The organism is Sulfitobacter aestuarii (assembly GCF_042685005.1).
Lineage (GTDB): Bacteria > Pseudomonadota > Alphaproteobacteria > Rhodobacterales > Rhodobacteraceae > Sulfitobacter > Sulfitobacter aestuarii.
On the sequence record NZ_JBHUMP010000009.1, the window covers coordinates 18,771 to 41,500 of the forward strand.

Sequence of the window (22,730 nt, forward strand, 5' to 3'; positions counted from 1 at the left end):
AGGCATGGCTGCATGACCACCCCACCCGTCGGTATCATCATGGGCTCCCAGTCCGATTGGCCCACCATGCGCGAAGCGGCCAGCCTGCTGGAAGAACTCGGCATCGGATATGAAACGCGGATCGTTTCGGCACATCGCACGCCGGACCGGCTCTGGGAATATGGCAGGACCGCTGCCGACCGGGGGCTGCAGGTGATCATCGCCGGGGCCGGCGGCGCGGCGCATCTGCCCGGCATGATGGCCTCCAAGACGCGGGTGCCGGTGATCGGCGTGCCGATCCAGACCAAGGCGCTGTCGGGTATCGATTCACTCTATTCGATCCTGCAGATGCCGCGCGGCTATCCCGTCGCGACCATGGCGATCGGCGCTGCCGGAGCGGCCAATGCGGCGCTCATGGCCGCCGGTATCCTGGCTCTGCAGGACCCGGCGCTGGCCCGGCGGCTCGACGAGTGGCGCGCCGCGCTCAGCGCCTCCATCCCAGAGGAGCCCAGCAATGACTGACCCGCTAATTCCCGGCGCCACGATCGGCATTCTCGGCGGCGGCCAATTGGGCCGGATGCTTGCCGTGGCCGCGGCGCGGCTCGGCTTTCGCAGCCATATCTTCGAACCCGGTGCCAACCCGCCTGCTGCCGATACCGCTCACGCGCTCACCACCGCCAGCTATGAGGACACCGCGGCACTGACCCGTTTCGCGCAGTCTGTCGATGTGGTGACCTACGAATTCGAAAACATCCCGACCGCCGCGCTTGACGTGATCGAGGCCATCGTGCCGATCCACCCCGGCCGCGAGGCGCTGCGCATTTCACAGGACCGGCTCACCGAGAAGACCTTTCTGCAGGAGCTCGGGCTCAATGTCGCACCGTTTGCCGACATTCCCGACCGTGCCGCTTTGGATGCGGCGCTGGTGCGGATCGGCACCCCGGCGATCCTCAAGACCCGGCGTTTCGGCTATGACGGCAAGGGTCAGTCGCGCCTGCAAGGTCCTGAGGATGCCGAGCGTGCGCTCAGGGACATGGCGGGCGCCCCGGCCATTCTCGAAGGTTTCGTCGATTTCTCCCACGAAGTATCGGTGATCGCGGCGCGCAATGCCGCGGGCGATGTCGCCTGTTTCGACCCCGGCGAGAACGTGCATCGGGACGGGATCCTGCATACCACCACGGTGCCCGCCACGCTCAGCGCCGGACAGCGCATGGATGCGGTGCTGCTGGCGGCGAAGATCCTCAACGCGCTCGATTATATCGGCGTCATGGGCGTGGAGCTTTTCGTGACCTCCGGCGGACTGATCGTCAACGAGATCGCGCCCCGCGTCCATAATTCCGGTCACTGGACCCAGAACGGCTGTACCGTCGATCAGTTCGAGCAGCATATCCGCGCCGTGACGGGCTGGCCCCTCGGCGACGGCACGCGCCGTACCGATGTGGTAATGGAAAACCTGATTGGCGATGACATGGACAGGGTTCCGGCGCTGGCGCGCGAGGCGGATACCGCGATCCATCTCTATGGCAAGGCCGAGGTGAAGCCGGGTCGCAAGATGGGACATGTGAACCGGGTCAAGCGCTGAACCGATTTGCGGCGGTGTCAGCCGATGAAGCGGCTGGCGATGGCCCCGGACAGGTATGAGGTCCGACCGGCGACGAAGGTGGCGGCGACGCGTTTCGTCTCGGCATCGAGCACCACCAGATCGGCGCGCTGGCCGGGGGTGAGCTCGCCCCTGTCGTGCAGGCCCAGTACCGCCGCCGGTCCGGCCGAGACCAGCCGCCAGGCGGCCGGAAGGTCGAGCACACCGGACGCCACCAGCATCAACGCCGCACGGCGCGGCGACGGATAATGGTAGTCCGAGGCAAGCGCATCGCACATGCCCATCGAGATCAGGTCCAGCGCCGAAAGATTGCCGTTATGCGAACCGCCGCGCACGACGTTGGGCGCGCCCATGATCACCGCGTCCCCGGCCGCATGGGCGGCTTCGGCCGCGGCCATGGTTTCGGGAAATTCCGCGACATCGACACCGCGGGTGCGCCAGTCGGCGCGCGCGGCAGCGCTGTGATCGTCATGGCTGCCCATGCGGATCCCGGCGGCCTTCAGTTCCATGCAGAGCCGTTTCAGCGCGCCGGGCACTTCGCCATTCTGGGCGTGCAGCGCCTGCATCAACGCATAATGCGCCTCGGGGCTGCGCCCGGCCTTCAATGCCTGCCCTACCAACCGTCGCGGCTGCCGACCGGCAGCGAGGCGTTCATGGGGCAGGTGATCGTTAAACACCACATAGGAGACATGCCACTCGCGCAGCAGCGCGGGCAGTTCGTTATAAAAATCGAGCAGATGGGTCTCGAACCGCAGCTGCGCGCGCAGGTCGGTGACGAGTCCCGGCGCGGTATCGCGGATCGCCTCGAAGACCTGTGCCGCGAAATCGAACCCGCGCAGCCCTCCTTCCCAGCTGATGAACTGCGCCAGAACCGCCGTGGTGATGCCATTGGCCGCCAGCTCCGCTTCGGCGGCGACCAGCCCCTCGTCGAGCTGTTTCATCGCCCCGCGCCGGGGCGCGAGATGGCGCTCGAAACCGTCGCCATGCAGATCGACGATCCCCGGCAGGACCAGGTAGCCGGAAAGATCGACGCGCCGCCCGCCGTTCGCCGCGACGATCACCCCGTCGCGGAACGACAGGCCGTCGCGGTGCAGCCCCTCGGGGCCAAGCACCTCGGCGCCGGTCAGCTCAAGGTCGGCCATTTTCGGACTCCGGAGCGGTCTCTGTTGGTGTCACGCCCGGCAGACAGCCGCCCTTCTCGCATTGCAACGCCTCGAGCACCGCATCGACCCAGTTCATGCTACGATCGAATTTTCCGTGTTCGAGGAATTCCATCGTCTGCGCGATGACTCGCGGGTTGTTCATCATGAAAGTGTGGGTGACAGGCAGCACGAGGTGGTCCTTCATCCCGGTAACTTTGGTCGAGGCCACGGAAACCTTGCCGTCATCGCGTCCCGGCAGAAGCGAGGAGAAATAGGGATTCAGCGATTGCGACCCGGCAATCACCCCGAGCTCGAAATCGACAGGCGGGAGCTGTTCGGGCAGCGCATCGGGGCCGGTGCCCATCTCGGCGCCCGCGGGGCCGTTCATCCAGTCGAAAGCGGCCAGATCGCTCAATTCGTCCACCACCTCGCTGCCGTGATTGGGCGGGCTCAGCATCACCACCCGGCCGATCCGCGCCGAGCCGTTCTCCGCCGCCCATTGCCGCACCATGATGCCGCCCATCGAATGGGTCACGAAATCGACTTTCTCCGTACCGCAGGCTGCCACCGCCTCCGGGACTGTCTGACGCGTCAGCGCCGCCACCGGCGCCTCGGTGGAGGGATAACCCGGTCGCTGCACGCGATAGCCCTCGGCGCGCAATGCCGCTTCCATCAGCGCGAAGGACGTCTCGGTCCGCGCCAGCCCATGCAGCAGCACGACGCAGCCCTTGCCCTGTCCCGCCACTGCGGCCGCCGTCCCGCCAAGGGAAAGCAGCAGCAAGGCCGTTATACGCGCGATCAATCTCATGCCCGCTAGATAGACTGATTTGCGGCGCTGTGAAATGCTTGGCCGCGATTGTCCAAGTGAAAGTTCCGTCATGCGTCCGAAATCTCCTCGACTGGCCGTGAGAGCCGTCATCATAAATGAGGCGCGGCTGTTGCTGGTCAACGCCTATCCCGCCGGTCAGAGCGCGCTGCTCTGCGCCCCCGGCGGCGGGGTTGAACCCGGCGCCTCGCTTCCCGACAACCTGCGCCGCGAAGTCCATGAGGAAACCGGGCTCGACATCAGCGTCGGAGCGCCCTGTCTGGTCAACGAGTTCCATGACCCGCAGAGCGGTTTCCATCAGGTCGATATCTATTTCCGTTGTCGGCTCAACGGCTCCGCGCGGATCGACCCGGACTGGCAGGACCGCGAGGCGATCGTCAGCCAGTGGCACTGGGTCAGCGAGGCCGAGCTGGCCGGGCTGCAGCACAAGCCCGACTCTCTGGGAGCGGTGGCCTTCGGACAACCCGGAGAAGGGCTCAGCTACGATCCGCTCGAGGAGATCCTGCGCTGAGCGCCCAACCGATTCCGCCCAATACCAGCACCGCGGCAAGCAGGACCAACAGGCTGACCTTCTCCCCCAGCAACACCGCCCCGCCAAGGATGGCAAGCAGCGGTACGCTGAGCTGCACGATCGCGGCAATGCCCTGATCGAGCCGGGGCAACACCGCATACCAGAGCGCATATCCGAGACCCGAGGTGAGCCCGCCGCTCATGACCGCCAGCAGAAGCCCCGGCGCGGTGACTGCCAGAGCCGCGCCCGGTAGCAGCACCGCAACGAGCGGCAGACAAAGCAGGAAATTTGCCGCAGTGGCCGCCAACGGATCGACCGAGCCGCGCCCGATGATCGTATAAGCCGCCCAGCCGAGCCCGGCGAGGACCATCAGTCCGGCCCCCAACGGGTCGGCCTGCCCGCCTGGCCCGGGCCAAAGCGCCAGCATGAGCCCGGCAAAGGCGATCCCTGCGCCGCTGATCTGGCGCAGGGTCGGCGCCGCGCCGCGCCAATAGCCGTGCATGAACATGCTGATCTGCACAACTCCGAATAGGATCAGCGCACCAAGCCCCGCATCGAGGGTCAGATAGGCCAGCGAGAACCCGATCATGTAGAGCGCCAGACTGACAGCCCCGGGCCAGCGCCTGCGCCGCAGCAGCGGCAGCGCGCCGCCCCGCAACGCGATGAGGAACCCCAGCATGGCCGCACCGGACGCTACCCGGACGAGCGCGAAGCTCACCGGGTCCATATGGGTGCCGTCGATGGCCAACCGGGTCAGCACCGAATTGGCGGCGAAGGCGATCATGGCAAGGGCGGTCAGCAGGGCAAGGCGCATCTGCAACGCCTAGCGCTTCGATCCGCCCACGCCAAGTCCAGTCCGGCCCGTTCCCGCAACGAGAAAGGGCGCGTCAGATGGCGCGCCCTTCCGTTCAATCTGCTCTTGGTCGGCCCTCCCCGCGATGGCCATGTACAGGCCTTCGGGGGAAACCACATTCGCTGGCGCGAATGTGATTACATCATGCCACCCATGCCGCCCATGTCGGGCATGCCGCCACCTGCAGATCCGCCGTCCTTCTGCGGACGATCCGCGACCATCGCTTCGGTGGTGATCAGCAGACCTGCGATCGACGCGGCGTCCTGCAGCGCGGTACGCACGACTTTCGCCGGGTCGATGACGCCGAAGGCAAACATGTCGCCATATTCTTCGGTCTGCGCGTTGAAGCCGAACTTCAGGTCGTCGCTTTCGCGGATCTTGCCCGCCACGACGGAACCGTCCACACCGGCGTTCTCGGCAATCTGGCGCAGCGGAGCTTCCAGCGCCTTGCGGACGATGGAGATACCGACGTTCTGGTCGCTGTTGTCACCGGTGAGATTTTCGAGCTTCTTGGCCGCCTGAACCAGAGCCACGCCGCCACCGACGACGATGCCTTCCTGCACGGCCGCACGGGTCGCGTTCAGGGCGTCATCAACGCGGTCCTTGCGCTCTTTCACTTCGACTTCGGTCATGCCGCCGACGCGGATCACGGCAACACCGCCTGCCAGCTTGGCAACGCGTTCCTGCAGTTTCTCACGGTCGTAGTCGGAGGTGGTCTCTTCGATCTGGTTGCGGATCTGGGCAACACGTGCCTCGATCTCGGCCTTCTCGCCAGCGCCGTCAACGACAGTGGTCTCGTCCTTGGTGATCGACACTTTCTTGGCCGAACCCAGCATGTCCATGGTCACCGACTCGAGCTTCATGCCGAGGTCTTCGGAGATCACCTGGCCGCCGGTCAGGATCGCAAGGTCCTGCAGCATGGCCTTGCGACGGTCACCAAAGCCCGGAGCCTTCACGGCCGCGATCTTCAGACCACCGCGCAGCTTGTTCACGACGAGGGTCGCCAGGGCTTCGCCCTCGACGTCTTCGGCGATGATCAGCAGCGGCTTCTGGGACTGGATCACCTGCTCGAGCAGCGGCACCATCGGCTGCAGCGACGAGAGCTTCTTCTCGTGCAGCAGGACGATCGCGTCTTCCAGCTCGACGGTCATCTTGTCGGGGTTGGTGACGAAATAGGGCGACAGGTAGCCACGGTCGAACTGCATGCCTTCGACGACATCGGTCTCGGTTTCCAGACCTTTGTTCTCTTCGACGGTGATCACGCCTTCGTTGCCGACTTTCTGCATCGCATCCGCGATCTGGCGGCCGATCTCGGCTTCGCCATTGGCGGAGATGGTGCCGACCTGTGCGACTTCGGCAGAGTCCGAAACGTCACGGGCAGCCGCCTTGATCGCCTCGACGACTTTCACGGTCGCCAGATCGATGCCGCGCTTGAGGTCCATCGGGTTCATGCCCGCTGCAACCGATTTCATGCCTTCCTTGACGATGGCCTGGGCCAGCACGGTCGCTGTCGTGGTACCGTCCCCGGCTTCGTCATTGGTCCGGGAAGCGACTTCCTTGACCATCTGGGCGCCCATGTTCTCGAACTTGTCCTCAAGCTCGATCTCTTTCGCCACGGACACGCCGTCCTTGGTGATGCGCGGTGCGCCGAAAGATTTGTCCAGAACCACGTTGCGGCCCTTGGGGCCCAGCGTGACTTTTACCGCATCGGCCAGGATGTTCACACCCTTGAGCATCTTGTTGCGGGCATCGGTGTCAAATTTGACGTCCTTAGCAGCCATTTATCTTCTCCATGTTTCTTGAATTGAAGCGTCGTAGGGCGGGTGAAACCCACCGCTCAAAGGGCGGGAGCTGGTCCCGCCATCCCCTGCGTTCAGGAGATGATCCCCATGATGTCGCTTTCTTTCATCATCAGCAGTTCTTCGCCGTCCAGCGTGACCTCGGTGCCCGACCATTTGCCGAACAGGATCTTGTCGCCGGGCTTCACAGCCATCTCGATCAGCTCGCCGCTGTCCTTGCGCGCGCCGTCGCCGCAGGCAACGACTTCACCTTCAGAGGGCTTTTCCTTGGCGGAATCGGGGATGATCAGACCACCCTTGGTCTTTTCTTCGCTTTCCGTGCGGCGCACGAGCACGCGGTCATGAAGCGGTTTCAATGCCATCTTTGCAGCTCCTTAAGGCTCAAAGTTACTCTTATTCCAACCGGCCCGCCTCTGCGGTCCGGTCATTAGCACTCATCGGGTTCGAGTGCTAATGGCGCATAGCTAGGCACGGAAATCTTTTGAGTCAACGATTTCGTGTATAAATTTTTGCCGGAAATCTCCGGCCAGTCCAACTGCCCGAGAGATCGCTCAGTCGCAGCCGAGATTCCGGCCGGTCGTCGCCACTGCCCCGGCGCCGTCAGCGGTCAGACCATAAACACCTTTGCCCAGTCTTTCAAACCAGCCGTAGTGGTTCTCGCGCATCACCCGCGTGGCGGCGGCGACACCGGTTTCACGGGCCACATCAGCCCCCTTGCTGGCCCCGACCTCGTACAGAAACAGCGCCAGTTTCAAAGCGTCCTGCCGATAGGCGGTGATCAGCCCCGCACGGGTCTGACCGCCTTCATTCGGGTCTCCCTGTCGGCGGGCGAACTCGCGCAGGAGCTGGCCCTGGCGCCGCGGCGATTTGCGCGGGGCATAGGGGCCGGGGTCGCAATGCACTTCGACCAGCGCATCCGAAAGCCGCACGGTCAACAGCCCCAGGCCGAGCCGCCGCGCGAGTCTGATATTGTCCCTGAGCGCCCGGGCGAACCGTTTGCCGGGCGCACGGGCCACGGCGAGATAAACGGTATCGCAGAGCGCCAGGCGCGCGACACCCTGATGAAACAGCGCCAGGCTGAATCCCAGCTTCAGCTCGACCACGACCGGCGGTTCGCCGCCGCGCAGCGCCACGACATCGGCGGCTCCGACCTCGGATTTCACCACATAGCCCTGATCTTCGAGGAAGGCCTTGATCGGGGCATAAAGGTCGGTTTCGCGCGCGGGGTCCATCGGCGCAACCTGCCCCATTTGCAAGGCAGCGCCAATCCCCTACCCTCACGCCATGGATCTCGAGACATTCAACGATTTCTGCCGCAACCTGCCGGGCGCCGAACATGTGGTGCAATGGGGCGGCGCCGATGTCTGGAAAATCGGCGGCAAGGTCATCGCGCTGGCGCGGGAGGAAGACGGCATGGCGCAGGTGACCTTCAAGGCCAGCGACATGGCTTTCGAGATCCTTTGTGACAGCCCCGGCATCCGTCCCGCGCCATATCTCGCATCACGCGGCCTCAAATGGCTGCAGCATTACGCAACTCCCGGTCTGTCCGACGACAGCCTGCGGGCGCATATCCGCGCTTCCTATGACATGGCGCTGGCTCGCCTGAGCAAGCGCAAGCGTGCCGAACTGGGTCTCTGACGCGTTTTGCCCGCGTTATGCTGCACTGCAGCGCAAGAGGGTGACAAAGGTTCGCGACTTACCTATAAGGCGCGCAAATCAAACCGTTCAACATGCAGGACAGCATCCATGAGCACCCTCGTCTTCGGCCACAAGTCCCCCGACACCGACAGCACCGGCAGCCCGATCATCTGGGCCTGGTATCTCAACGAGATAAAGGGGGTCGTCGCCAAGCCGATGCTGCTCGGCGAGCCCAATACCGAGGCCCTCTTCGTGCTGGAACATTGGGACCTTGAAAAGCCGGAAATCCTGACCGAGCTGGCGGCCGACACCCAGGTCGTGATCGTGGACACCAACAACCCGGCCGAGCTGCCCGACAACATCAACGACGCCGACATCACCGGCATCATCGATCACCACCGGCTGGTGTCCGGGCTCGAGACCCGCAGCCCGATCGAGATCAACATCCAGCCGCTCGCCTGCACCGCGACGATCATGTACAAGATGATCGGCGATGACTGGGCGCAGGCGCCGCGCGGCGTCAAGGGGGCGGCCTTGTCCTGCATCCTGTCCGACACGCTGGAATTCCGCAGCCCCACGACGACACAGGAAGACCGCGCCGTCGCCGAGGCGCTGGCGCAGGATCTCGACGTCGACATCTCCGAATATGCCGCCGCGATGTTCGCCGCCAAATCCGATGTCTCGGCCTTCTCCGAGGAAGAGCTGCTGCGGATGGACAGCAAGGAATTCGACCTTGCCGGTACTGGCCTGCGCGTCTCGGTTCTGGAAACCACCTCTCCCGCGCCGCTGCTGGCGCGCAAGGATGCGCTGATGACGGCGATGCCCGGTGTTGCCGAGGCCGACGGCGCCGCGCAGGTACTGCTGTTCATCGTCGATATCCTCAAGGAAGAAGCGACGCTGCTGGTGCCCAACGACATGGTCAAGCATATCGCCGAGCAAAGCTTCGGCGCGGATGTCTCTGGCGATACCGTGGTGCTGCCGGGGGTGATGAGCCGCAAGAAGCAGATCATTCCCAACCTGAAGATGTGATACGCTTGTGAATTGCTTGTGATGCGCCCCCTCCTCATCGGGGGCGCATCGCCGCCCCGGGGTCGGCGGCAGCTTTCAAATCCGGTGCGCTTGGTCTAAGGCCATCATGTCCCAGCCGGAGAGACCCATGACCCAGATCATCCGAAGCCTCAGTGAAATTTCCCAGGATTACGACGCGCTGTTCGTCGATCTCTGGGGCTGCGTCCATAATGGCGTCAAGGCTTTCCCCAGCGCCGTCGCGGCTCTGCAGAATTACCGCGAGCGCGGCGGCAAGGTGGTCCTGGTGACCAATTCGCCGCGCCCGCGCGCCGGGGTGGAAAAGCAGCTGGTGCAATTCGGCGTGCCGGAAGATGCCTGGGACAGTATCGCCACCTCGGGCGATTCCGCCCGTTCCGCGATGTTCCGCGGCGTGGTCGGCGAAAAGATCTGGTTCATCGGTACGGAGCATGACACCAAGTTCTTTGAACCCCTGCATATCCTCGAAAACCCGGTCGATATCCAACGCGTTGATCTGCAGGACGCCCAGGGCATCGTCTGCTCCGGCCCCTTCGACCCGATGGCCGACCCCGGCATCCTGCGTCCGCAATTCGAACAAGCCCGCGAACAGCGGCTGAAACTGCTCTGCGCCAACCCGGATATCGTCGTGGATCGCGGCGAGGTGCGCGAATGGTGCGCCGGGGCCCTCGCGGCACTTTATACCGAGATGGGGGGCGAGAGCCTCTATTTCGGAAAACCCCATGCACCGATCTACGACCTCGCCCGCCGCCGCCTGAAAGCCCTCGGCGCCGAAGTGCCCGACAGCCGGATCCTGGCGATCGGTGACGGGGTGCTGACCGATATCAAGGGGGCCGCCGATGCGCGGATCGATTCGCTTTTCATCTCCGGAGGCCTTGCCGCGGCGGAAACCGGGACGGCCTCGGACCCGGACTGCGCAGCGCTGAAGGCCTTTCTTCACAAGGAAAAATCTTCACCACGGTTCACAATTGGCTATTTGAGATAAAGTTTTCCTTGATTTTCTGCAGTCGCAAAGCAATAAAGTTGCCACCATGAGCGATCTGATGGCACATTATTACTCGACGAGGTGAACATGTTGGATGACCTTCCCCGCGGAACTCTCTTTATCGAAGACCTTGAGGTCGGCGTTCAACGTCATCTGAGCAAGGTGATCTCCGATGCGGATATCGAGATGTTCGCCGGTCTCTCGACCGACCACAATCCGGTGCATCTTGATGAGGAATATGCCGCCGGGACCATGTTCAAGGGACGCATTGCCCATGGCATGCTGACCGCCGGGCTGATCTCCGCGGTCATCGGGGAGCAATTGCCCGGCCATGGCACCGTCTATCTCAGCCAGTCGCTGAAATTCCTTGCGCCGGTACGCCCGGGCGATCTCGTCTATGCCGAAGTCATGGTCACCGAGATCGACCGCGAAAAGAACCGTGTGAAGATGGCATGTCATTGTGCCGTGGACGGAAAGAAAGTGCTCGTCGGCGAAGCCAGCGTCCTGGCGCCGTCCCGGGCGCGCGGCTGAGTTTGCGCAGCTGATTATTTGCCGGTCGGACCCTGCTCACCACCTTGCCCTTGACGCGGCCCGCCGCTAGGCAAGGCGCATGCGGATCATCCGGGATTATCAATTTGTCGAACCACAGGATCGCGGTGCCAGCGCCGCGATCGGCAATTTCGACGGCGTGCATCTGGGTCACCGCTCGGTCATCGAGCTGGCTCGGAACGCGACGCCGGACGCCCCCCTCGGCATCGTCACTTTCGAACCGCATCCGCGCGAGTTCTTCGCCCCCGATGCACCGCCCTTCCGGTTGATGGGCCGTGACGCCCGCGCCCATCGGCTCGAGAAGCTCGACGTCCAGAAACTTTACGAACTGCCGTTCAACGCCGCCCTCGCCTCTCTCAGCCCCCGCGAGTTTGCCCAGGCGGTGCTGCACCGCGGGCTGGGGCTGAAGCATGTCGTGGTCGGTGCGGATTTCTGCTTTGGCAAGGACCGGGCGGGCAGCGCGCAGGATCTGCTGCGTTTTGGCGAAGAGCTTGGCTTCGGCGTCACGCTGGCGCCACTCATGGCGCGCGAGGCGCAGACGGTCTCCTCCACCGCGATCCGGCGCGCGCTGAGCGAGGGCCGCCCCCGCGATGCCGCCGCGATGCTGGGCCATTGGCACCGGATCGAAGCGCCGGTGATCGGCGGCGAGCAACGCGGCCGCGAGCTCGGCTTTCCGACGGCCAACATGTCGATCGACGGGCTGCATCCGCCTGCCTACGGCGTTTATGCGGTGTTGGTTGATGTGCTCGAAGGGCCGCACCGGGGCAGCTATCACGGTGCCGCCAGCCTCGGCGTGCGGCCCATGTTCGGCGAGAACAAGGCCAATCTCGAAACCTTCATCTTCGACTTCAAGGGCGATCTCTACGGCACGCCGCTGTCGGTCGGGCTGGTCGAACATCTGCGCGGCGAAGAGAAGTTCGACAGTCTCGATGCGCTGATCACCCAGATGGATGCCGATTGCCTGCGCGCCCGGCAGATTCTGGAGGCGCTATGAGCGAGTTGATCGCGCGCAAGGGATTGAGCCCGCGGTTTTGGGAGAATAAGCCGCTCACCAAGATGAACCCCGACGAATGGGAGGCGCTCTGCGACGGTTGCGGCAAATGCTGTCTCAACAAGCTCGAGGACGAGGACAGCGGCGAAGTTGCCCTCACCCGCGTCGCCTGCCGTCTCCTCGACGATGCCACCTGCCGCTGCGCCCATTATGAAAACCGGCACAAATTCGTGCCCGATTGTATCGTGCTGCGTCCCGACAATCTCGACACTCATGCCTATTGGATGCCGCAGACCTGCGCCTATCGCCTGCTCTGGGAGGGCAAACCGCTCTATGACTGGCATCCGCTGATCTCCGGCTCGCCCGAAACGGTGCACGAGGCGGGGATCTCGGTGCAGGGTGGCACGGTTTCGGAATTCGACACCCCGTTCGAGGAATGGGAAGACTATATTATCGAGGAGCCGTCCTGATGTTTTTTGCTTCCGACAACGCCGGCCCGGTGCATCCGAAGATCATGGAACGGGTTCTGCAGGCCAATGCGCAACACGCCATGCCCTACGGCAACGATGCGATCATGGAGGAGGTGCGCGCCGGGATCCGCCGGATTTTCGAGGCTCCGCAAGCGGCGGTCTATCTGGTGGCCACTGGCACCGCCGCCAATGCGCTGGCGCTGGCGAGCTATTGCGCGCCCTGGCAGACGATCTTCTGTGCCGAAACCGCTCATATCAACGAGGACGAGTGCAACGCGCCCGAATTCTATGCAGGCGCCGCCAAGCTCACCGTGATTCCGACCGAGGACCGAATGACCCCCGACGCCTTGCGCGCCGCGATCCTGCCGCGCGAGCCGGGCAACGTCCATTCCGCACAGCGCGGCCCGGTGTCGATCACCCAGGTCAGCGAGCGGGGCACGGTGCATGCGCTGGAAGAGCTGCGCGCCCTCACCGCCGTCGCCCGCGAATTCGATCTGCCGGTGCATCTCGACGGCGCACGTTTCGCCAATGCGCTGGCGGCACTCGGCTGTTCACCCGCCGAAATGACCTGGAAGGCGGGTGTGGATGTGGTGAGCTTCGGCAGCACCAAGAACGGCTGCATGGGGGTCGAGGCGGTGATCTTCTTCGATCCCGCCAAGGCCTGGGAATTCGAGCTGCGCCGTAAGCGCGGGGCGCATCTGTTTTCAAAACACCGTTTCCTGTCGGCGCAGATGGCAGGCTATTTGCAGGACGACCTCTGGCTCACCCTCGCCCGGCAGGCCAATGACAACGCGGCCCATCTGGCGAAGGGTCTGCAGGCGGCGGGGGCGGAGTTCCTGCATGAACCCGACGCCAACATGATCTTCGCCCGCTTCCCGCGCAATATTCATCAGAGCCTGCACGATGCCGGGGCGCAATATTACCTGTGGAACGACCTGCTCGAAGGCGACGATCCCGAAGCAATGCTCGGTGCGCGGCTGGTCTGCGACTGGTCAATCAGCCGCACGCAGATCGACGCGTTCCTGAGTCACTTTCCATAGCTCCCGGATCGCCTCCGCGACCGGCTCGGGATGAGTGATCGGCGCCATATGCCCGGCGCCGGTGATCTTGGCCCGCCGCGCATCCGGCAGGCGCTTCTCGATCGCGTCGTTGATCGCTCCGACCACATCGGGGGATTGATCCCCCTCCACGAGCAGCACCGGCATCGTCGCCCGGCTGAGCAACCCGTCGCGCAGCAACCCGGCACAATCATGTTCGATGAAGGGCGCCGAGGCGGAGATGAAGCCGATCCGCTCCATCATGTAATCGCGGCTGCGCTGCGGAAAGTCATGCCAACGCCTGCCGTCTCCCCAGCGCCGGTTGAAATCGCGTGTCGCGGTCTCGCGATCGCCCCGCGCGATCATCCCGGCAAGGGCCTGGCTTTGCGCGCTATAGGCGGCGGCCCGTTCCGGCGCGTCGAGACGCGCGGCGGCGAAATACACCGGCTCGATCAGGCAGAGGCTGCGCACCAGCTCGGGTCGTTCCACCGCTAGCCGCAGCGCCACGGTCGCGCCGAAGGAATGGCCGACGAGGTCCATGGGTTCGGTCAGCAACGCGCGCGCCATCGCGGTCGAGGCATCATGAATGTCCCCCTGCTCGTCCCAATTCGCGGAGCGGCCGTGCCAAGGCAGATCGAACGCCAGCAGCCGGGCGTCGGCGTCAAGCGCCGCGCCGAGCCCGCGCCAGGCGCCCGCATGGGCCAGCGAGCAGTGAATCGCCAGAGCCTGCCGCGCGCCGTGGCCATAGCTGCGCGTGGCGATCTCCATGCTCATATGCGCCCCGCCAGATGCAGGTCTAGATCCTCCAGCTTGTCCTGCCCCCAGAACCGCTGTTCCCCAACAATGTAGAATGGTGCGCCGAAGACGCCGCGCTCCACTGCCTCCTCAAGATTCGCGCCATAGGTTTCTGCCCCCTGCAGCAGACCGCTATCGGCCAGCGACGAGTCGAACCCTGCCGCCGTAAGGCAGGACTTGATCACGGAATCCTCGGCGATATCCTCATTCTCGGCCCAGATGCGCCGGGTAAATTCATGCGCCAGCTTGCCGAGATCGCCGCCGCCAGCATTCTGCGCCGCGATGAAGGCATAGGCCGCGGGCGCGCCATTGGTCGGCCAATGCGCTGGTTTGAGCGTGAATGGCATGTCGAGCTTGCGGGCCTGACGCGGCAATTCCTGAGCGCGATATGCCATCCGGCTCGGGTGCCGCTCCGCCGGGGGCGTGCCGCCGGTACGCGGAAAGGCCGCGACGATATCGAAGGGTTTGTAGGCGATCCGCGCGCCGTGCTTCTCCGCGATCGCCTCGAGCCGCTGCCCGGCGAGATAACAATAAGGTGAAAGCATCGAGAAAAAGTAGTCGATATGGGTCATTTCGAACTCCGGTCAAGGGCGCTGCTGCTTTGCGTGACGGTAAGGCCATGCTAAGCGGTGTCAACATCACGAATCTGTCACCTCGCGCTGCTCTGGGAACCCTGAATATGCCACGCACAACTGAGCCCAAACTGATCTCCGGCAATGCCAACATGCCATTGGCGAAGGCCATTGCCCGTCGGATGTCCCTGCACCGGGGTGTCAACGTGGGGCTCGTCGATGCCCGCGTCGAGCGGTTCAACGATGGCGAGATCTTTGTCGAGGTCTACGAGAACGTGCGCGGGGAGGACATGTTCCTGATCCAGCCGACCTCGAACCCGGCGAATGACAACCTGATGGAACTGCTGATCATGTCCGACGCGCTGCGCCGCTCCTCGGCCAAGCGTATCACCGCCGTGATCCCCTATTTCGGCTATGCCCGCCAGGACCGCCGTGCCAAGGCCCGCACCCCGATCTCCGCCAAGCTGGTCGCCAACATGATCGCCGAAGCCGGGATCGAGCGGGTGCTGACCATGGACCTGCACGCCGCGCAGATCCAGGGCTTCTTCGACATCCCGGTCGACAACCTCTATGCCTCGCCGGTCTTCGCACTCGACATCAAACATACGTTCAAGGGCCGTATGGGGGAGCTGATGGTGGTGTCTCCCGATGTCGGCGGCGTCGCCCGTGCCCGCGAACTCGCCAAGCGGATCAACTCGCCGCTGGCCATTGTCGACAAGCGCCGCGAGAAGGCCGGCGAGGTCGCCGAGATGACCGTGATCGGCGATGTGAAGGGCAAGACCTGCCTGATCGTCGATGACATCTGCGACACGGCCGGGACACTTTGCAAGGCCGCCGAAGTATTGTTGGAGAATGGCGCCAAGGAGGTTCATTCCTACATCACCCATGGCGTGATGTCCGGTCCGGCCGTGGAACGGGTCAGCAAGTCGGTGATGAAATCGCTGGTGCTGACAGACAGTATCGCGCCAACCAGCCCGATCACCAAAGCGGAAAACATCCGCATCGTGCCGACCGCGCCGGTCTTTGCCCAGGCGATCCTGAACATCTGGAACGGCACCTCCGTTTCCTCGCTGTTCGAACAGGACACGCTTGGCCCGATCTACGACGGCATGTACGAAACCGAATAAGCCTGAGAGGGGCTCTGTGCCTCTCCCGAGACATTACGGGGTCGCGCCATTCTTGCGAGCGCGGCCCCCTGGTTTCGACCTGACTGAGACTTGTCTGAGGGCAGGCTCCAAGGCTATCGGAAGGCGCTAGCGCACTTCCCAGTCATCCTCATCGCTGACCTCCCCGATCGCCATCCAGGAGAGACGGACCCGCGCCACGCGGGTGTCTCCCCATGTACGGAAAACCATGTCGAAACCCTGCTCGGTGACGGATTCGGCAGCGATATCGGCGCGTATCACCGTCACTGCATCTACATCCCAGAGGGAGACGGAAAGCTGCACGCTCGGCGGCTGGCGGAACGGTTCGGAGAAGGTGACGCGGCGGCGACGTTCGCGCTGGCCCCGGCCCGTCCACATGGCCCCGCCATCCTCGAAATCCTTGAAGAGAACCACCTCGCCGCTGTCGACGGCGACCATGTGGCAACGCAGCTTTTTCATTCAGGACCCGCAAACAGCATAGCTTCAATCGATTGCACAGTCGCGCAAATCCGATGGGTCGAAAAGCAAAAAGCCCCGCGCAAGGCGGGGCTTCTCGAAGTCTGTCGCGAAACCGCGGTTCAGAGGTTCGGCTGTTTGGACGACAGGCCGATCTCGTCCCCCATTGCCACCATGTCGGCGAGCAGCTTGGCCGCATCATCGACAGGTCCGGGCTCGTTCTCGAACTCGACCTTGGTCTGCTTGTAGAAGTCCCGCGCCTCTTCCATCATGCTGTCGAGCTGTTCCTGGGTCATGTCGCCACGTGCCAGGGCGCGTTCGGCCAGAACCGAAACGCCCCGCGCGCTGATCTCGGCGAACCCGCCGGTCACGACATAATCGGACGCGCCCTCGGGCCCTTCCACACGCAGCACACCGGGGCGCAGCGTGGTGATGGTCGGGGCATGATCGGGCATCGCCGTCATGTCCCCGTCCGTCCCGGGAATCTGCACTGCCGTCACCTGCATCGAGGCCAGCCGCCGCTCAGGCGAGACGAGGTCGAATTGCATTGTGTCTGCCATGGATCGGGCTCCTTAAGCGGCGTCGGCCGCCATTTTTTCAGCTTTCGCTTTCACTTCGTCGATGCCACCCACCATGTAGAAGGCACCTTCGGGCAGGTGATCATACTCGCCCGCAACCACTGCCTTGAACGACTGGATAGTTTCGGTCAGCGGCACCTGAACACCGTCCGAGCCGGTGAAGACCTTGGCGACGTCGAAGGGCTGGCTCAGGAAACGCTGGATCTTCCGGGCACGGGCCACGGTCAGCTTGTCCTCTTCGCTGAGCTCGTCCATGCCGAGAATGGCGATGATGTCCTGAAGCGACTTGTAGCGCTGCAAGATCCCCTGCACCTCACGCGCCACCTGGTAATGCTCCTCGCCGACAACCGCCGGGTCCATCAGACGCGAGGTGGAGTCGAGCGGGTCAACGGCCGGGTAGATGCCGAGCTCGGAAATCGCGCGGGACAGAACCGTTGTTGCGTCAAGGTGGGCAAAGGAGGTCGCCGGGGCCGGGTCGGTGAGGTCATCCGCAGGCACGTAGACGGCCTGCACGGAGGTGATCGAACCGGCTTTGGTCGAGGTGATGCGTTCCTGCATCTGGCCCATGTCGGTGGCCAGCGTCGGCTGGTAGCCCACGGCGGAGGGGATACGGCCGAGAAGAGCCGACACTTCCGAACCCGCCTGGGTGAAGCGGAAGATGTTGTCCACGAAGAACAGAACGTCGGTCCCGGATTGGTCGCGGAACTGCTCGGCGAGGGTCAGACCGGTCAGGGCCACACGCATACGGGCACCGGGAGGCTCGTTCATCTGGCCATAGACCAGCGCCACTTTCGAATCGACCAGGTTGTCGGGAACGATAACGCCGGATTCGATCATCTCGTGGTAAAGGTCGTTGCCCTCACGGGTCCGCTCGCCCACACCGGCGAACACGGAGAAGCCCGAGTGCACCTTGGCGATGTTGTTGATCAGTTCCATGATCAGAACGGTCTTGCCCACGCCGGCACCGCCGAAGAGGCCGATCTTGCCGCCCTTGGCATAGGGGGCCAGCAGGTCGATGACCTTGATGCCGGTTTCCAGCACTTCCGAGGTCGTCGATTGTTCGGAGAATTCCGGCGCGTTCTGGTGGATGGAGCGCTTTTCATCCGCGTTCACGTCGCCCTGCTCGTCCACCGGCTCGCCGACGACGTTCATGATCCGGCCCAGGGTCGCGTTGCCCACGGGGATCGAGATCGGACCGCCGGTGTCGGTGACGGACTGGCCGCGGACCAGACCTTCGGTCGCGTCCATCGCGATGGTCCGCACGGTGTTCTCGCCGAGGTGCTGGGCCACTTCGAGCACCAGGTTCTTGCCCTGGTTGCTCGTATTCAGGGCGTTGAGGATTTCCGGCAGGTGTTCCTCGAACTGCACGTCAACGACGGCGCCGATGACCTGGGTAATTTTGCCGACTGCATTTGCCATGTCGTTTCTCCGATTTGTCTTACAGCGCTTCAGCGCCGGAAATAATTTCGATCAGCTCGTTGGTGATGACGGCCTGACGCGAACGGTTGTACTGGATGGTCAGCTTGTCGATCATCTCGCCCGCGTTGCGCGTGGCGTTGTCCATCGCTGACATCCGTGCCCCCTGTTCGGAAGCGCCGTTCTCGAGCAAAGCCGAGAAGATCGCCGTCGCGACACCGCGCGGCAGCAGATCGGCGAGGATCTCTTCCTCGGACGGCTCGTAATCGAACAGCGTCGTCGACGCGTCGACTGGCTTCTCGGCGTCGAATTTCGCCGGGATGATCTGCTGCGCCGTCGGGATCTGGCTGACCACGTTGACAAACTCGGCAAAGAAGATCGTCGCCACGTCGAATTCGCCAGCGTCGAACCGGCCAAGAATTTCCTTGGCGATGTTCTGCGCGTCGCTGTAGCCCACCCGCTTGACGTCGGTGAGATCGACATGGTCGATCAGATATTGCCCGAAGTCGCGCTTGAGCTGGTCGCGGCCCTTCTTGCCGACAGTCAGGATCTTCAGCTCCTTGCCTTCGGCGAGAAGCTCGCGCGCCTTCGTTTTCGCCAGCTTCACGATATTGGTGTTGAAACCACCGCAGAGCCCACGTTCCGAGGTCATCACGACCAGAAGCTGCACCTTGTCGCTGCCGGTGCCCGACAACAGCTTCGGCGCCGTGTCCGAACCGCCGACCGAAGCGGCCAGCGAGGTCATCACGGCGTTGAAACGCTCGGTGTAGGGGCGGGACTGTTCGGCAGCCTCCTGCGCGCGGCGAAGCTTCGCCGCGGCAACCATTTGCATGGCCTTGGTGATCTTGCGGGTCGATTTGACCGACTCGATCCGGTTTTTAAGGTCCTTGAGACTTGGCATTGCCTTATCTCTCCTTAAGCGAAGTCAGCGGCGAAGGTATCGATGGCGGCCTTGAGCTTGTCGGCGGCATCGCCTTTGATCTTCGGGTCCTCATTGGTGATCCAGTCCAGCACATCCGCATGCTTGGAGCGCATGTGGTTGAGCAGACCGTCCTCGAAACGCTTCACGTCCTTGACCGCGACCTTGTCGAGATAACCGTTGGTCCCGGCGAAGATCACCACGACGATTTCCGCGTTGGTCAGCGGCGAATATTGCGGCTGCTTCATCAGCTCGGTCAGGCGCGCACCGCGGTTCAGCAGCTGCTGAGTGGCGGCGTCGAGATCGGAGCCGAACTGGGCAAAGGCGGCCATCTCGCGATACTGGGCCAGCGACAGTTTCACCGGACCGGCCACGCTCGACATCGCCTTGGTCTGGGCCGAGGAGCCGACGCGGGACACCGACAGACCGGTGTTCACGGCGGGGCGGATACCCTGGTAGAACAATTCGGTTTCCAGGAAGATCTGACCGTCGGTGATCGAGATCACGTTTGTCGGGATGAACGCGGAAACGTCGCCGCCCTGGGTTTCGATGATCGGCAGCGCGGTCAGCGAACCGTTACCGGCCGCATCACCCAGCTTTGCCGAACGCTCGAGCAGGCGGGAGTGGAGATAGAAAACGTCGCCGGGATAGGCTTCGCGGCCGGGCGGACGGCGCAGCAGCAGCGACATCTGGCGGTAGGACACGGCCTGTTTGGACAGGTCATCGTAGATGATCAGCGCGTGACGGCCGTTGTCGCGGAAATGCTCGGCCATGGCGGTGGCGGCATAGGGTGCGAGGAACTGCATCGGTGCGGGCTCGGACGCCGTGGCGGCGACGACGATCGAATAATCGATGGCGCCGGTCTCTTCCAGCTTCTTGACCAGCTGCGCCACGGTGGAACGCTTCTGACCGATGGCGACATAGACGCAGTAGAGTTTCTTGCTCTCGTCATCGCCCGCGGCATCGTTGTAGGATTTCTGGTTCAGGATCGCGTCGAGCGCCAGAGCGGTCTTGCCGGTCTGACGGTCGCCGATGATCAGTTCGCGCTGGCCACGACCGATCGGGATCATCGCGTCGACCGATTTCATGCCGGTCGCCATCGGCTCGTGCACCGATTTACGCGGGATGATACCCGGTGCCTTCACGTCGGCCAGGCCGCGCTTGGAAGCGCCGATCGGGCCCTTGCCGTCAATGGGATTGCCCAGACCGTCAACAACACGGCCGAGCAGCTCGTCACCGATCGGCACGTCCACGATGGAGTTGGTGCGCTTGACGGTGTCGCCTTCCTTGATCTCCCGGTCAGAGCCGAAGATCACCACACCGACGTTGTCGGCTTCGAGGTTCAGGGCCATGCCCTGAATGCCACCGGGGAATTCGACCATTTCACCAGCCTGAACATTGTCCAGACCGTGAACACGGGCGATACCATCGCCGACGGACAGCACCCGGCCCACTTCGGCGACTTCGGCTTCTTGCCCGAAATTCTTGATCTGGTCCTTCAGGATCGCAGAAATCTCTGCTGCTTGGATACCCATTTATCCGACCTCTTTCATTGCATTCTGGAGGGAATTCAGCTTCGCGCGGATCGACGTATCGATCATCTTGGAGCCCACTTTAACGACAAGACCGCCAATGAGGGATTCATCAACGGTCGCATTCAACGTAACGGTTTTGCCTGTCGAAGCATTCAGCGACTTGCTCAGCTTCTCGGCCTGGGTCTTGGTCAGCGCCTTGGCGGAGGTGACATCGGCGATCATCTCGCCCTTTTCCTCGGCGATGATGCTGCGCAACGTCGTGATCAGGTGCGGCAGCACGAAGAGGCGACGTTTCTTGGCCAGCAGCGCCAGCGTGTTGCTCATGATCTCCGACAGGCCCATTTTCCCGGCCAGCGCCGCGACCGCAGAGCCCTGCTGTTCACGGCTGTAGAGCGGCGAATGGATCAGGTTGCGGAAGTCTTCGCTGTCCGCGAGCGCCGTCTGCAGGGCGTCGATATCGCCCTCGATCGCGGGAACCTTGCTGGCCTCTTTGGCCAGCTCATACACGGCGGTCGCATAGCGTTGTGCAATGCCAGTGGAAATCGAAGCTGGTTCGGACACGTCCATCCTCTCATAGGTCAGAAGCCGGATATGCGAATCCATCGCGTCACCGGAGGTGTTGGCGCGGCTTGAAGTTACCCAAGACGTCTAAATCAGGGGCGATGTAGCAGACCGATCCGAACCCCGCAACACAGTATCATGATCACGATACGGCGCCGCTCGGGATAATTGCAGCAATGTCGCGGCGCGGGTTCGGCACTGCTGCCCTAGCATATCCACGCGCAATGCGAAGGATTCTCGTTTCAGTTTGACGATAATTGCAACCACTTGACCTCCGCAGCGACGTCCGGGGCCTGTTTTCATGACGTTGCGGCAGGAAAGCTTGCTGCTGAAGGGCGGACCGTCATGCTTGCGCGACCGGGACGCGCAGCGGTCACGTAGCCGCGCGAAGGTCGCCGGAACCAGCCGCCCCGGCCGTTACCTGAAAGTCACATCCGCCCGCGCAAGATCGCCGCGCTCTCCCGTCACGACCGGCAGACGCCGGGCGCCGACCGGCTTGGCGCTCGGCTCCGCGATGCCCTCGAGCACCTTGATCGCCCGGCGCGCCTTGCTTGGCTGCACCTTGCCCTTCGGCGGATAGACCTGCTTGCTCGCCTCCACCATGAAAGCGCCACCGGCCATCATGGTGGGCACATAGCGTCCGATCCCCTCAAACAGCCCGGCCGATTTCATCCAGAGCCGACGCTGCGAGGGCATCTGGTAGAGCGCGCCGACATGGCGTTCCGGCAGGAACTGATGCTTGCGCAGCTGGGTTTCGAGCTGCCCCGGCGAATAGGGCCGCCCATAGCCGAAAGGCGTGATGTCACGCCGCGCCCAGAAGCCCCCCCGGTTGGGCACGATGAACAGCACCCGCCCGCCGGGGCCGAGCACGCGCCAGCATTCTTCCAGCAGATCGGCGGGATGTTCGCAGGTTTCGAGCCCATGCATCACCACCAGCCGATCAACCCGTCCGGTCTCGATCGGCCAGCACGTCTCTTCCGTCAGCACCGATGTATTGGGCAGACCCGGCGGCCAGGACATCACCCCCTGCGGCCCCGGCATCAGCGTCACGACCCGCCGGGCCTTGGCCAGGTAGGGACGCAACAGCGGCGCGGCAAAGCCATAGCCGACCACGGTCTCGCCCTCGGCCTCCGGCCAGAGCTCCAGCATCCGCATCCGCAGCGATTTCTGGGCCGCCCGCCCCAGGGCGCTGCGGTAATAGAAATTGCGCAGATCCTGCACATCCAGATGCATCTTTCAGCCCTTTCACAGCGCCCGGTTCCATCTCTACCCGATAAAATCGTTGGACAAAACCTTGCTGAGCGATCCGCGCAGCCGCGCCGATCCTCC

26 protein-coding genes are annotated in these 22,730 nt (G+C 63.5%); 11 read left to right on the forward strand and 15 right to left on the reverse strand.

The annotated features are described in order from the left end of the window. The first annotated feature begins 12 nt into the window (after window positions 1-12). Both purE and ACFSUD_RS11330 read left to right on the forward strand, forming a co-directional pair. Window positions 13-501 carry a 5-(carboxyamino)imidazole ribonucleotide mutase gene (gene purE / locus ACFSUD_RS11325; RefSeq protein ID WP_386374468.1) on the forward strand — a complete coding sequence of 163 codons (489 nt, stop codon included), beginning with the start codon at window positions 13-15 and terminating at the stop codon, window positions 499-501. Next, complete coding sequence (locus ACFSUD_RS11330) at window positions 494-1,561, forward strand: 5-(carboxyamino)imidazole ribonucleotide synthase (protein ID WP_386374469.1); 1,068 nt, start codon at window positions 494-496, stop codon at window positions 1,559-1,561. Before purE ends, ACFSUD_RS11330 begins: the two co-directional genes overlap by 8 nt. A gap of 17 nt (window positions 1,562-1,578) precedes the next feature. On the opposite strand, the gene ACFSUD_RS11335 is transcribed toward ACFSUD_RS11330, so the two are convergent. Both ACFSUD_RS11335 and ACFSUD_RS11340 read right to left on the reverse strand, forming a co-directional pair. Then, window positions 1,579-2,721, reverse strand: coding sequence for an alpha-D-ribose 1-methylphosphonate 5-triphosphate diphosphatase (locus ACFSUD_RS11335; protein ID WP_386374471.1), 1,143 nt, complete (start codon window positions 2,719-2,721; stop codon window positions 1,579-1,581). Then, window positions 2,708-3,502 carry an esterase/lipase family protein gene (locus ACFSUD_RS11340; protein WP_386374717.1) on the reverse strand — a complete coding sequence of 265 codons (795 nt, stop codon included), beginning with the start codon at window positions 3,500-3,502 and terminating at the stop codon, window positions 2,708-2,710. The genes ACFSUD_RS11335 and ACFSUD_RS11340 overlap by 14 nt, the downstream gene beginning before the upstream one ends. A gap of 97 nt (window positions 3,503-3,599) precedes the next feature. Between ACFSUD_RS11340 and ACFSUD_RS11345 the strand changes: the two genes are divergently transcribed. After that, entirely contained in the window at window positions 3,600-4,058 is a 459-nt protein-coding gene (locus ACFSUD_RS11345) for an NUDIX domain-containing protein (RefSeq protein WP_386374473.1), read from the forward strand. Here the strand turns inward: ACFSUD_RS11345 and ACFSUD_RS11350 are convergent. From ACFSUD_RS11350 to ACFSUD_RS11365, 4 genes are all read right to left on the reverse strand, one after another. Then, a complete protein-coding gene (locus ACFSUD_RS11350) occupies window positions 4,024-4,872 on the reverse strand; it encodes a DMT family transporter (RefSeq protein ID WP_386374475.1) in 849 nt (282 codons plus the stop codon). The genes ACFSUD_RS11345 and ACFSUD_RS11350 overlap by 35 nt on opposite strands. A 176-nt stretch (window positions 4,873-5,048) precedes the next feature. Then, window positions 5,049-6,692: a chaperonin GroEL gene (gene groL / locus ACFSUD_RS11355; RefSeq protein ID WP_386374477.1), complete on the reverse strand. Its 1,644-nt coding sequence runs from the start codon at window positions 6,690-6,692 to the stop codon at window positions 5,049-5,051. Between the two features lie 92 nt (window positions 6,693-6,784). Next, the gene (locus ACFSUD_RS11360) at window positions 6,785-7,072 is read right to left on the reverse strand and encodes a co-chaperone GroES (RefSeq protein ID WP_067920348.1); all 288 of its coding nucleotides are present in this window, start codon (window positions 7,070-7,072) and stop codon (window positions 6,785-6,787) included. A gap of 189 nt (window positions 7,073-7,261) precedes the next feature. Beyond that, entirely contained in the window at window positions 7,262-7,942 is a 681-nt protein-coding gene (locus ACFSUD_RS11365) for a DUF2161 domain-containing phosphodiesterase (protein WP_386374480.1), read from the reverse strand. Between the two features lie 52 nt (window positions 7,943-7,994). On the opposite strand from ACFSUD_RS11365, the gene ACFSUD_RS11370 reads away from it, so the two are divergent. The 7 genes from ACFSUD_RS11370 (at window position 7,995) to ACFSUD_RS11400 (ending at window position 13,427) form a co-directional block, all read left to right on the forward strand. Beyond that, window positions 7,995-8,348, forward strand: a complete 354-nt coding sequence (locus tag ACFSUD_RS11370) for an MmcQ/YjbR family DNA-binding protein (RefSeq protein ID WP_386374482.1) — start codon at window positions 7,995-7,997, stop codon at window positions 8,346-8,348. A gap of 108 nt (window positions 8,349-8,456) precedes the next feature. Further along, window positions 8,457-9,377, forward strand: coding sequence for a manganese-dependent inorganic pyrophosphatase (locus ACFSUD_RS11375; RefSeq protein ID WP_386374484.1), 921 nt, complete (start codon window positions 8,457-8,459; stop codon window positions 9,375-9,377). A 127-nt stretch (window positions 9,378-9,504) separates the two neighbouring features. After that, complete coding sequence (locus ACFSUD_RS11380) at window positions 9,505-10,377, forward strand: TIGR01459 family HAD-type hydrolase (protein ID WP_386374486.1); 873 nt, start codon at window positions 9,505-9,507, stop codon at window positions 10,375-10,377. Window positions 10,378-10,464: 87 nt separating this feature from the next. Continuing rightward, on the forward strand, window positions 10,465-10,908 hold the full coding sequence (locus tag ACFSUD_RS11385; protein ID WP_386374488.1) for a MaoC family dehydratase: 444 nt from the start codon (window positions 10,465-10,467) through the stop codon (window positions 10,906-10,908). Window positions 10,909-10,987: 79 nt separating this feature from the next. Further along, window positions 10,988-11,920 carry a bifunctional riboflavin kinase/FAD synthetase gene (locus ACFSUD_RS11390; RefSeq protein WP_386374490.1) on the forward strand — a complete coding sequence of 311 codons (933 nt, stop codon included), beginning with the start codon at window positions 10,988-10,990 and terminating at the stop codon, window positions 11,918-11,920. Continuing rightward, entirely contained in the window at window positions 11,917-12,387 is a 471-nt protein-coding gene (locus tag ACFSUD_RS11395) for a YcgN family cysteine cluster protein (protein ID WP_386374492.1), read from the forward strand. The genes ACFSUD_RS11390 and ACFSUD_RS11395 overlap by 4 nt, the downstream gene beginning before the upstream one ends. Further along, a complete protein-coding gene (locus tag ACFSUD_RS11400) occupies window positions 12,387-13,427 on the forward strand; it encodes a threonine aldolase family protein (protein WP_386374494.1) in 1,041 nt (346 codons plus the stop codon). Before ACFSUD_RS11395 ends, ACFSUD_RS11400 begins: the two co-directional genes overlap by 1 nt. Here ACFSUD_RS11400 and ACFSUD_RS11405 read toward each other — a convergent pair. After that, window positions 13,380-14,198, reverse strand: coding sequence for an alpha/beta fold hydrolase (locus tag ACFSUD_RS11405; RefSeq protein ID WP_386374496.1), 819 nt, complete (start codon window positions 14,196-14,198; stop codon window positions 13,380-13,382). The two genes, ACFSUD_RS11400 and ACFSUD_RS11405, sit on opposite strands and share 48 nt — an antisense overlap. After that, complete coding sequence (locus ACFSUD_RS11410) at window positions 14,195-14,791, reverse strand: 2-hydroxychromene-2-carboxylate isomerase (protein ID WP_386374498.1); 597 nt, start codon at window positions 14,789-14,791, stop codon at window positions 14,195-14,197. Before ACFSUD_RS11410 ends, ACFSUD_RS11405 begins: the two co-directional genes overlap by 4 nt. Before the next feature lie 107 nt (window positions 14,792-14,898). On the opposite strand from ACFSUD_RS11410, the gene ACFSUD_RS11415 reads away from it, so the two are divergent. Then, window positions 14,899-15,918, forward strand: a complete 1,020-nt coding sequence (locus tag ACFSUD_RS11415; RefSeq protein WP_386374500.1) for a ribose-phosphate pyrophosphokinase — start codon at window positions 14,899-14,901, stop codon at window positions 15,916-15,918. 126 nt (window positions 15,919-16,044) lie between these two features. On the opposite strand, the gene ACFSUD_RS11420 is transcribed toward ACFSUD_RS11415, so the two are convergent. From ACFSUD_RS11420 to ACFSUD_RS11450, 7 genes are all read right to left on the reverse strand, one after another. Further along, the gene (locus tag ACFSUD_RS11420; protein ID WP_386374502.1) at window positions 16,045-16,395 is read right to left on the reverse strand and encodes an H-type lectin domain-containing protein; all 351 of its coding nucleotides are present in this window, start codon (window positions 16,393-16,395) and stop codon (window positions 16,045-16,047) included. Window positions 16,396-16,514: 119 nt separating this feature from the next. Beyond that, complete coding sequence (locus tag ACFSUD_RS11425; protein WP_386374504.1) at window positions 16,515-16,952, reverse strand: F0F1 ATP synthase subunit epsilon; 438 nt, start codon at window positions 16,950-16,952, stop codon at window positions 16,515-16,517. 12 nt (window positions 16,953-16,964) lie between these two features. Further along, window positions 16,965-18,389 carry a F0F1 ATP synthase subunit beta gene (atpD, locus tag ACFSUD_RS11430; RefSeq protein ID WP_386374506.1) on the reverse strand — a complete coding sequence of 475 codons (1,425 nt, stop codon included), beginning with the start codon at window positions 18,387-18,389 and terminating at the stop codon, window positions 16,965-16,967. A gap of 19 nt (window positions 18,390-18,408) precedes the next feature. After that, on the reverse strand, window positions 18,409-19,287 hold the full coding sequence (locus ACFSUD_RS11435) for a F0F1 ATP synthase subunit gamma (RefSeq protein WP_386374508.1): 879 nt from the start codon (window positions 19,285-19,287) through the stop codon (window positions 18,409-18,411). A 14-nt stretch (window positions 19,288-19,301) separates the two neighbouring features. Continuing rightward, complete coding sequence (gene atpA / locus ACFSUD_RS11440; protein ID WP_386374510.1) at window positions 19,302-20,840, reverse strand: F0F1 ATP synthase subunit alpha; 1,539 nt, start codon at window positions 20,838-20,840, stop codon at window positions 19,302-19,304. Next, window positions 20,841-21,401 carry a F0F1 ATP synthase subunit delta gene (locus ACFSUD_RS11445; protein WP_386374718.1) on the reverse strand — a complete coding sequence of 187 codons (561 nt, stop codon included), beginning with the start codon at window positions 21,399-21,401 and terminating at the stop codon, window positions 20,841-20,843. It lies immediately after the preceding gene. Window positions 21,402-21,818: 417 nt separating this feature from the next. After that, on the reverse strand, window positions 21,819-22,634 hold the full coding sequence (locus ACFSUD_RS11450; RefSeq protein WP_386374512.1) for a class I SAM-dependent methyltransferase: 816 nt from the start codon (window positions 22,632-22,634) through the stop codon (window positions 21,819-21,821). Between the last annotated feature and the right edge of the window lie 96 nt (window positions 22,635-22,730).

What these genes read in the sequence shown, in the direction of transcription:
- ACFSUD_RS11350 (WP_386374475.1), bottom strand. Translation starts at nt 4,872, where the DNA reads ATGCGCCTTGCCCTGCTGACCGCCCTTGCCATGATCGCCTTCGCCGCC.
- ACFSUD_RS11425 (WP_386374504.1), bottom strand. Translation starts at nt 16,952, where the DNA reads ATGGCAGACACAATGCAATTCGACCTCGTCTCGCCTGAGCGGCGGCTG.
- ACFSUD_RS11345 (WP_386374473.1), top strand. Translation starts at nt 3,600, where the DNA reads ATGCGTCCGAAATCTCCTCGACTGGCCGTGAGAGCCGTCATCATAAAT.
- ACFSUD_RS11375 (WP_386374484.1), top strand. Translation starts at nt 8,457, where the DNA reads ATGAGCACCCTCGTCTTCGGCCACAAGTCCCCCGACACCGACAGCACC.
- ACFSUD_RS11370 (WP_386374482.1), top strand. Translation starts at nt 7,995, where the DNA reads ATGGATCTCGAGACATTCAACGATTTCTGCCGCAACCTGCCGGGCGCC.
- ACFSUD_RS11385 (WP_386374488.1), top strand. Translation starts at nt 10,465, where the DNA reads ATGTTGGATGACCTTCCCCGCGGAACTCTCTTTATCGAAGACCTTGAG.
- ACFSUD_RS11365 (WP_386374480.1), bottom strand. Translation starts at nt 7,942, where the DNA reads ATGGACCCCGCGCGCGAAACCGACCTTTATGCCCCGATCAAGGCCTTC.
- ACFSUD_RS11360 (WP_067920348.1), bottom strand. Translation starts at nt 7,072, where the DNA reads ATGGCATTGAAACCGCTTCATGACCGCGTGCTCGTGCGCCGCACGGAA.
- ACFSUD_RS11420 (WP_386374502.1), bottom strand. Translation starts at nt 16,395, where the DNA reads ATGAAAAAGCTGCGTTGCCACATGGTCGCCGTCGACAGCGGCGAGGTG.
- atpA (WP_386374510.1), bottom strand. Translation starts at nt 20,840, where the DNA reads ATGGGTATCCAAGCAGCAGAGATTTCTGCGATCCTGAAGGACCAGATC.
- ACFSUD_RS11450 (WP_386374512.1), bottom strand. Translation starts at nt 22,634, where the DNA reads ATGCATCTGGATGTGCAGGATCTGCGCAATTTCTATTACCGCAGCGCC.
- purE (WP_386374468.1), top strand. Translation starts at nt 13, where the DNA reads ATGACCACCCCACCCGTCGGTATCATCATGGGCTCCCAGTCCGATTGG.
- ACFSUD_RS11415 (WP_386374500.1), top strand. Translation starts at nt 14,899, where the DNA reads ATGCCACGCACAACTGAGCCCAAACTGATCTCCGGCAATGCCAACATG.
- ACFSUD_RS11400 (WP_386374494.1), top strand. Translation starts at nt 12,387, where the DNA reads ATGTTTTTTGCTTCCGACAACGCCGGCCCGGTGCATCCGAAGATCATG.
- ACFSUD_RS11395 (WP_386374492.1), top strand. Translation starts at nt 11,917, where the DNA reads ATGAGCGAGTTGATCGCGCGCAAGGGATTGAGCCCGCGGTTTTGGGAG.
- ACFSUD_RS11435 (WP_386374508.1), bottom strand. Translation starts at nt 19,287, where the DNA reads ATGCCAAGTCTCAAGGACCTTAAAAACCGGATCGAGTCGGTCAAATCG.
- atpD (WP_386374506.1), bottom strand. Translation starts at nt 18,389, where the DNA reads ATGGCAAATGCAGTCGGCAAAATTACCCAGGTCATCGGCGCCGTCGTT.
- ACFSUD_RS11380 (WP_386374486.1), top strand. Translation starts at nt 9,505, where the DNA reads ATGACCCAGATCATCCGAAGCCTCAGTGAAATTTCCCAGGATTACGAC.
- ACFSUD_RS11390 (WP_386374490.1), top strand. Translation starts at nt 10,988, where the DNA reads ATGCGGATCATCCGGGATTATCAATTTGTCGAACCACAGGATCGCGGT.
- ACFSUD_RS11410 (WP_386374498.1), bottom strand. Translation starts at nt 14,791, where the DNA reads ATGACCCATATCGACTACTTTTTCTCGATGCTTTCACCTTATTGTTAT.
- ACFSUD_RS11405 (WP_386374496.1), bottom strand. Translation starts at nt 14,198, where the DNA reads ATGAGCATGGAGATCGCCACGCGCAGCTATGGCCACGGCGCGCGGCAG.
- groL (WP_386374477.1), bottom strand. Translation starts at nt 6,692, where the DNA reads ATGGCTGCTAAGGACGTCAAATTTGACACCGATGCCCGCAACAAGATG.
- ACFSUD_RS11330 (WP_386374469.1), top strand. Translation starts at nt 494, where the DNA reads ATGACTGACCCGCTAATTCCCGGCGCCACGATCGGCATTCTCGGCGGC.
- ACFSUD_RS11335 (WP_386374471.1), bottom strand. Translation starts at nt 2,721, where the DNA reads ATGGCCGACCTTGAGCTGACCGGCGCCGAGGTGCTTGGCCCCGAGGGG.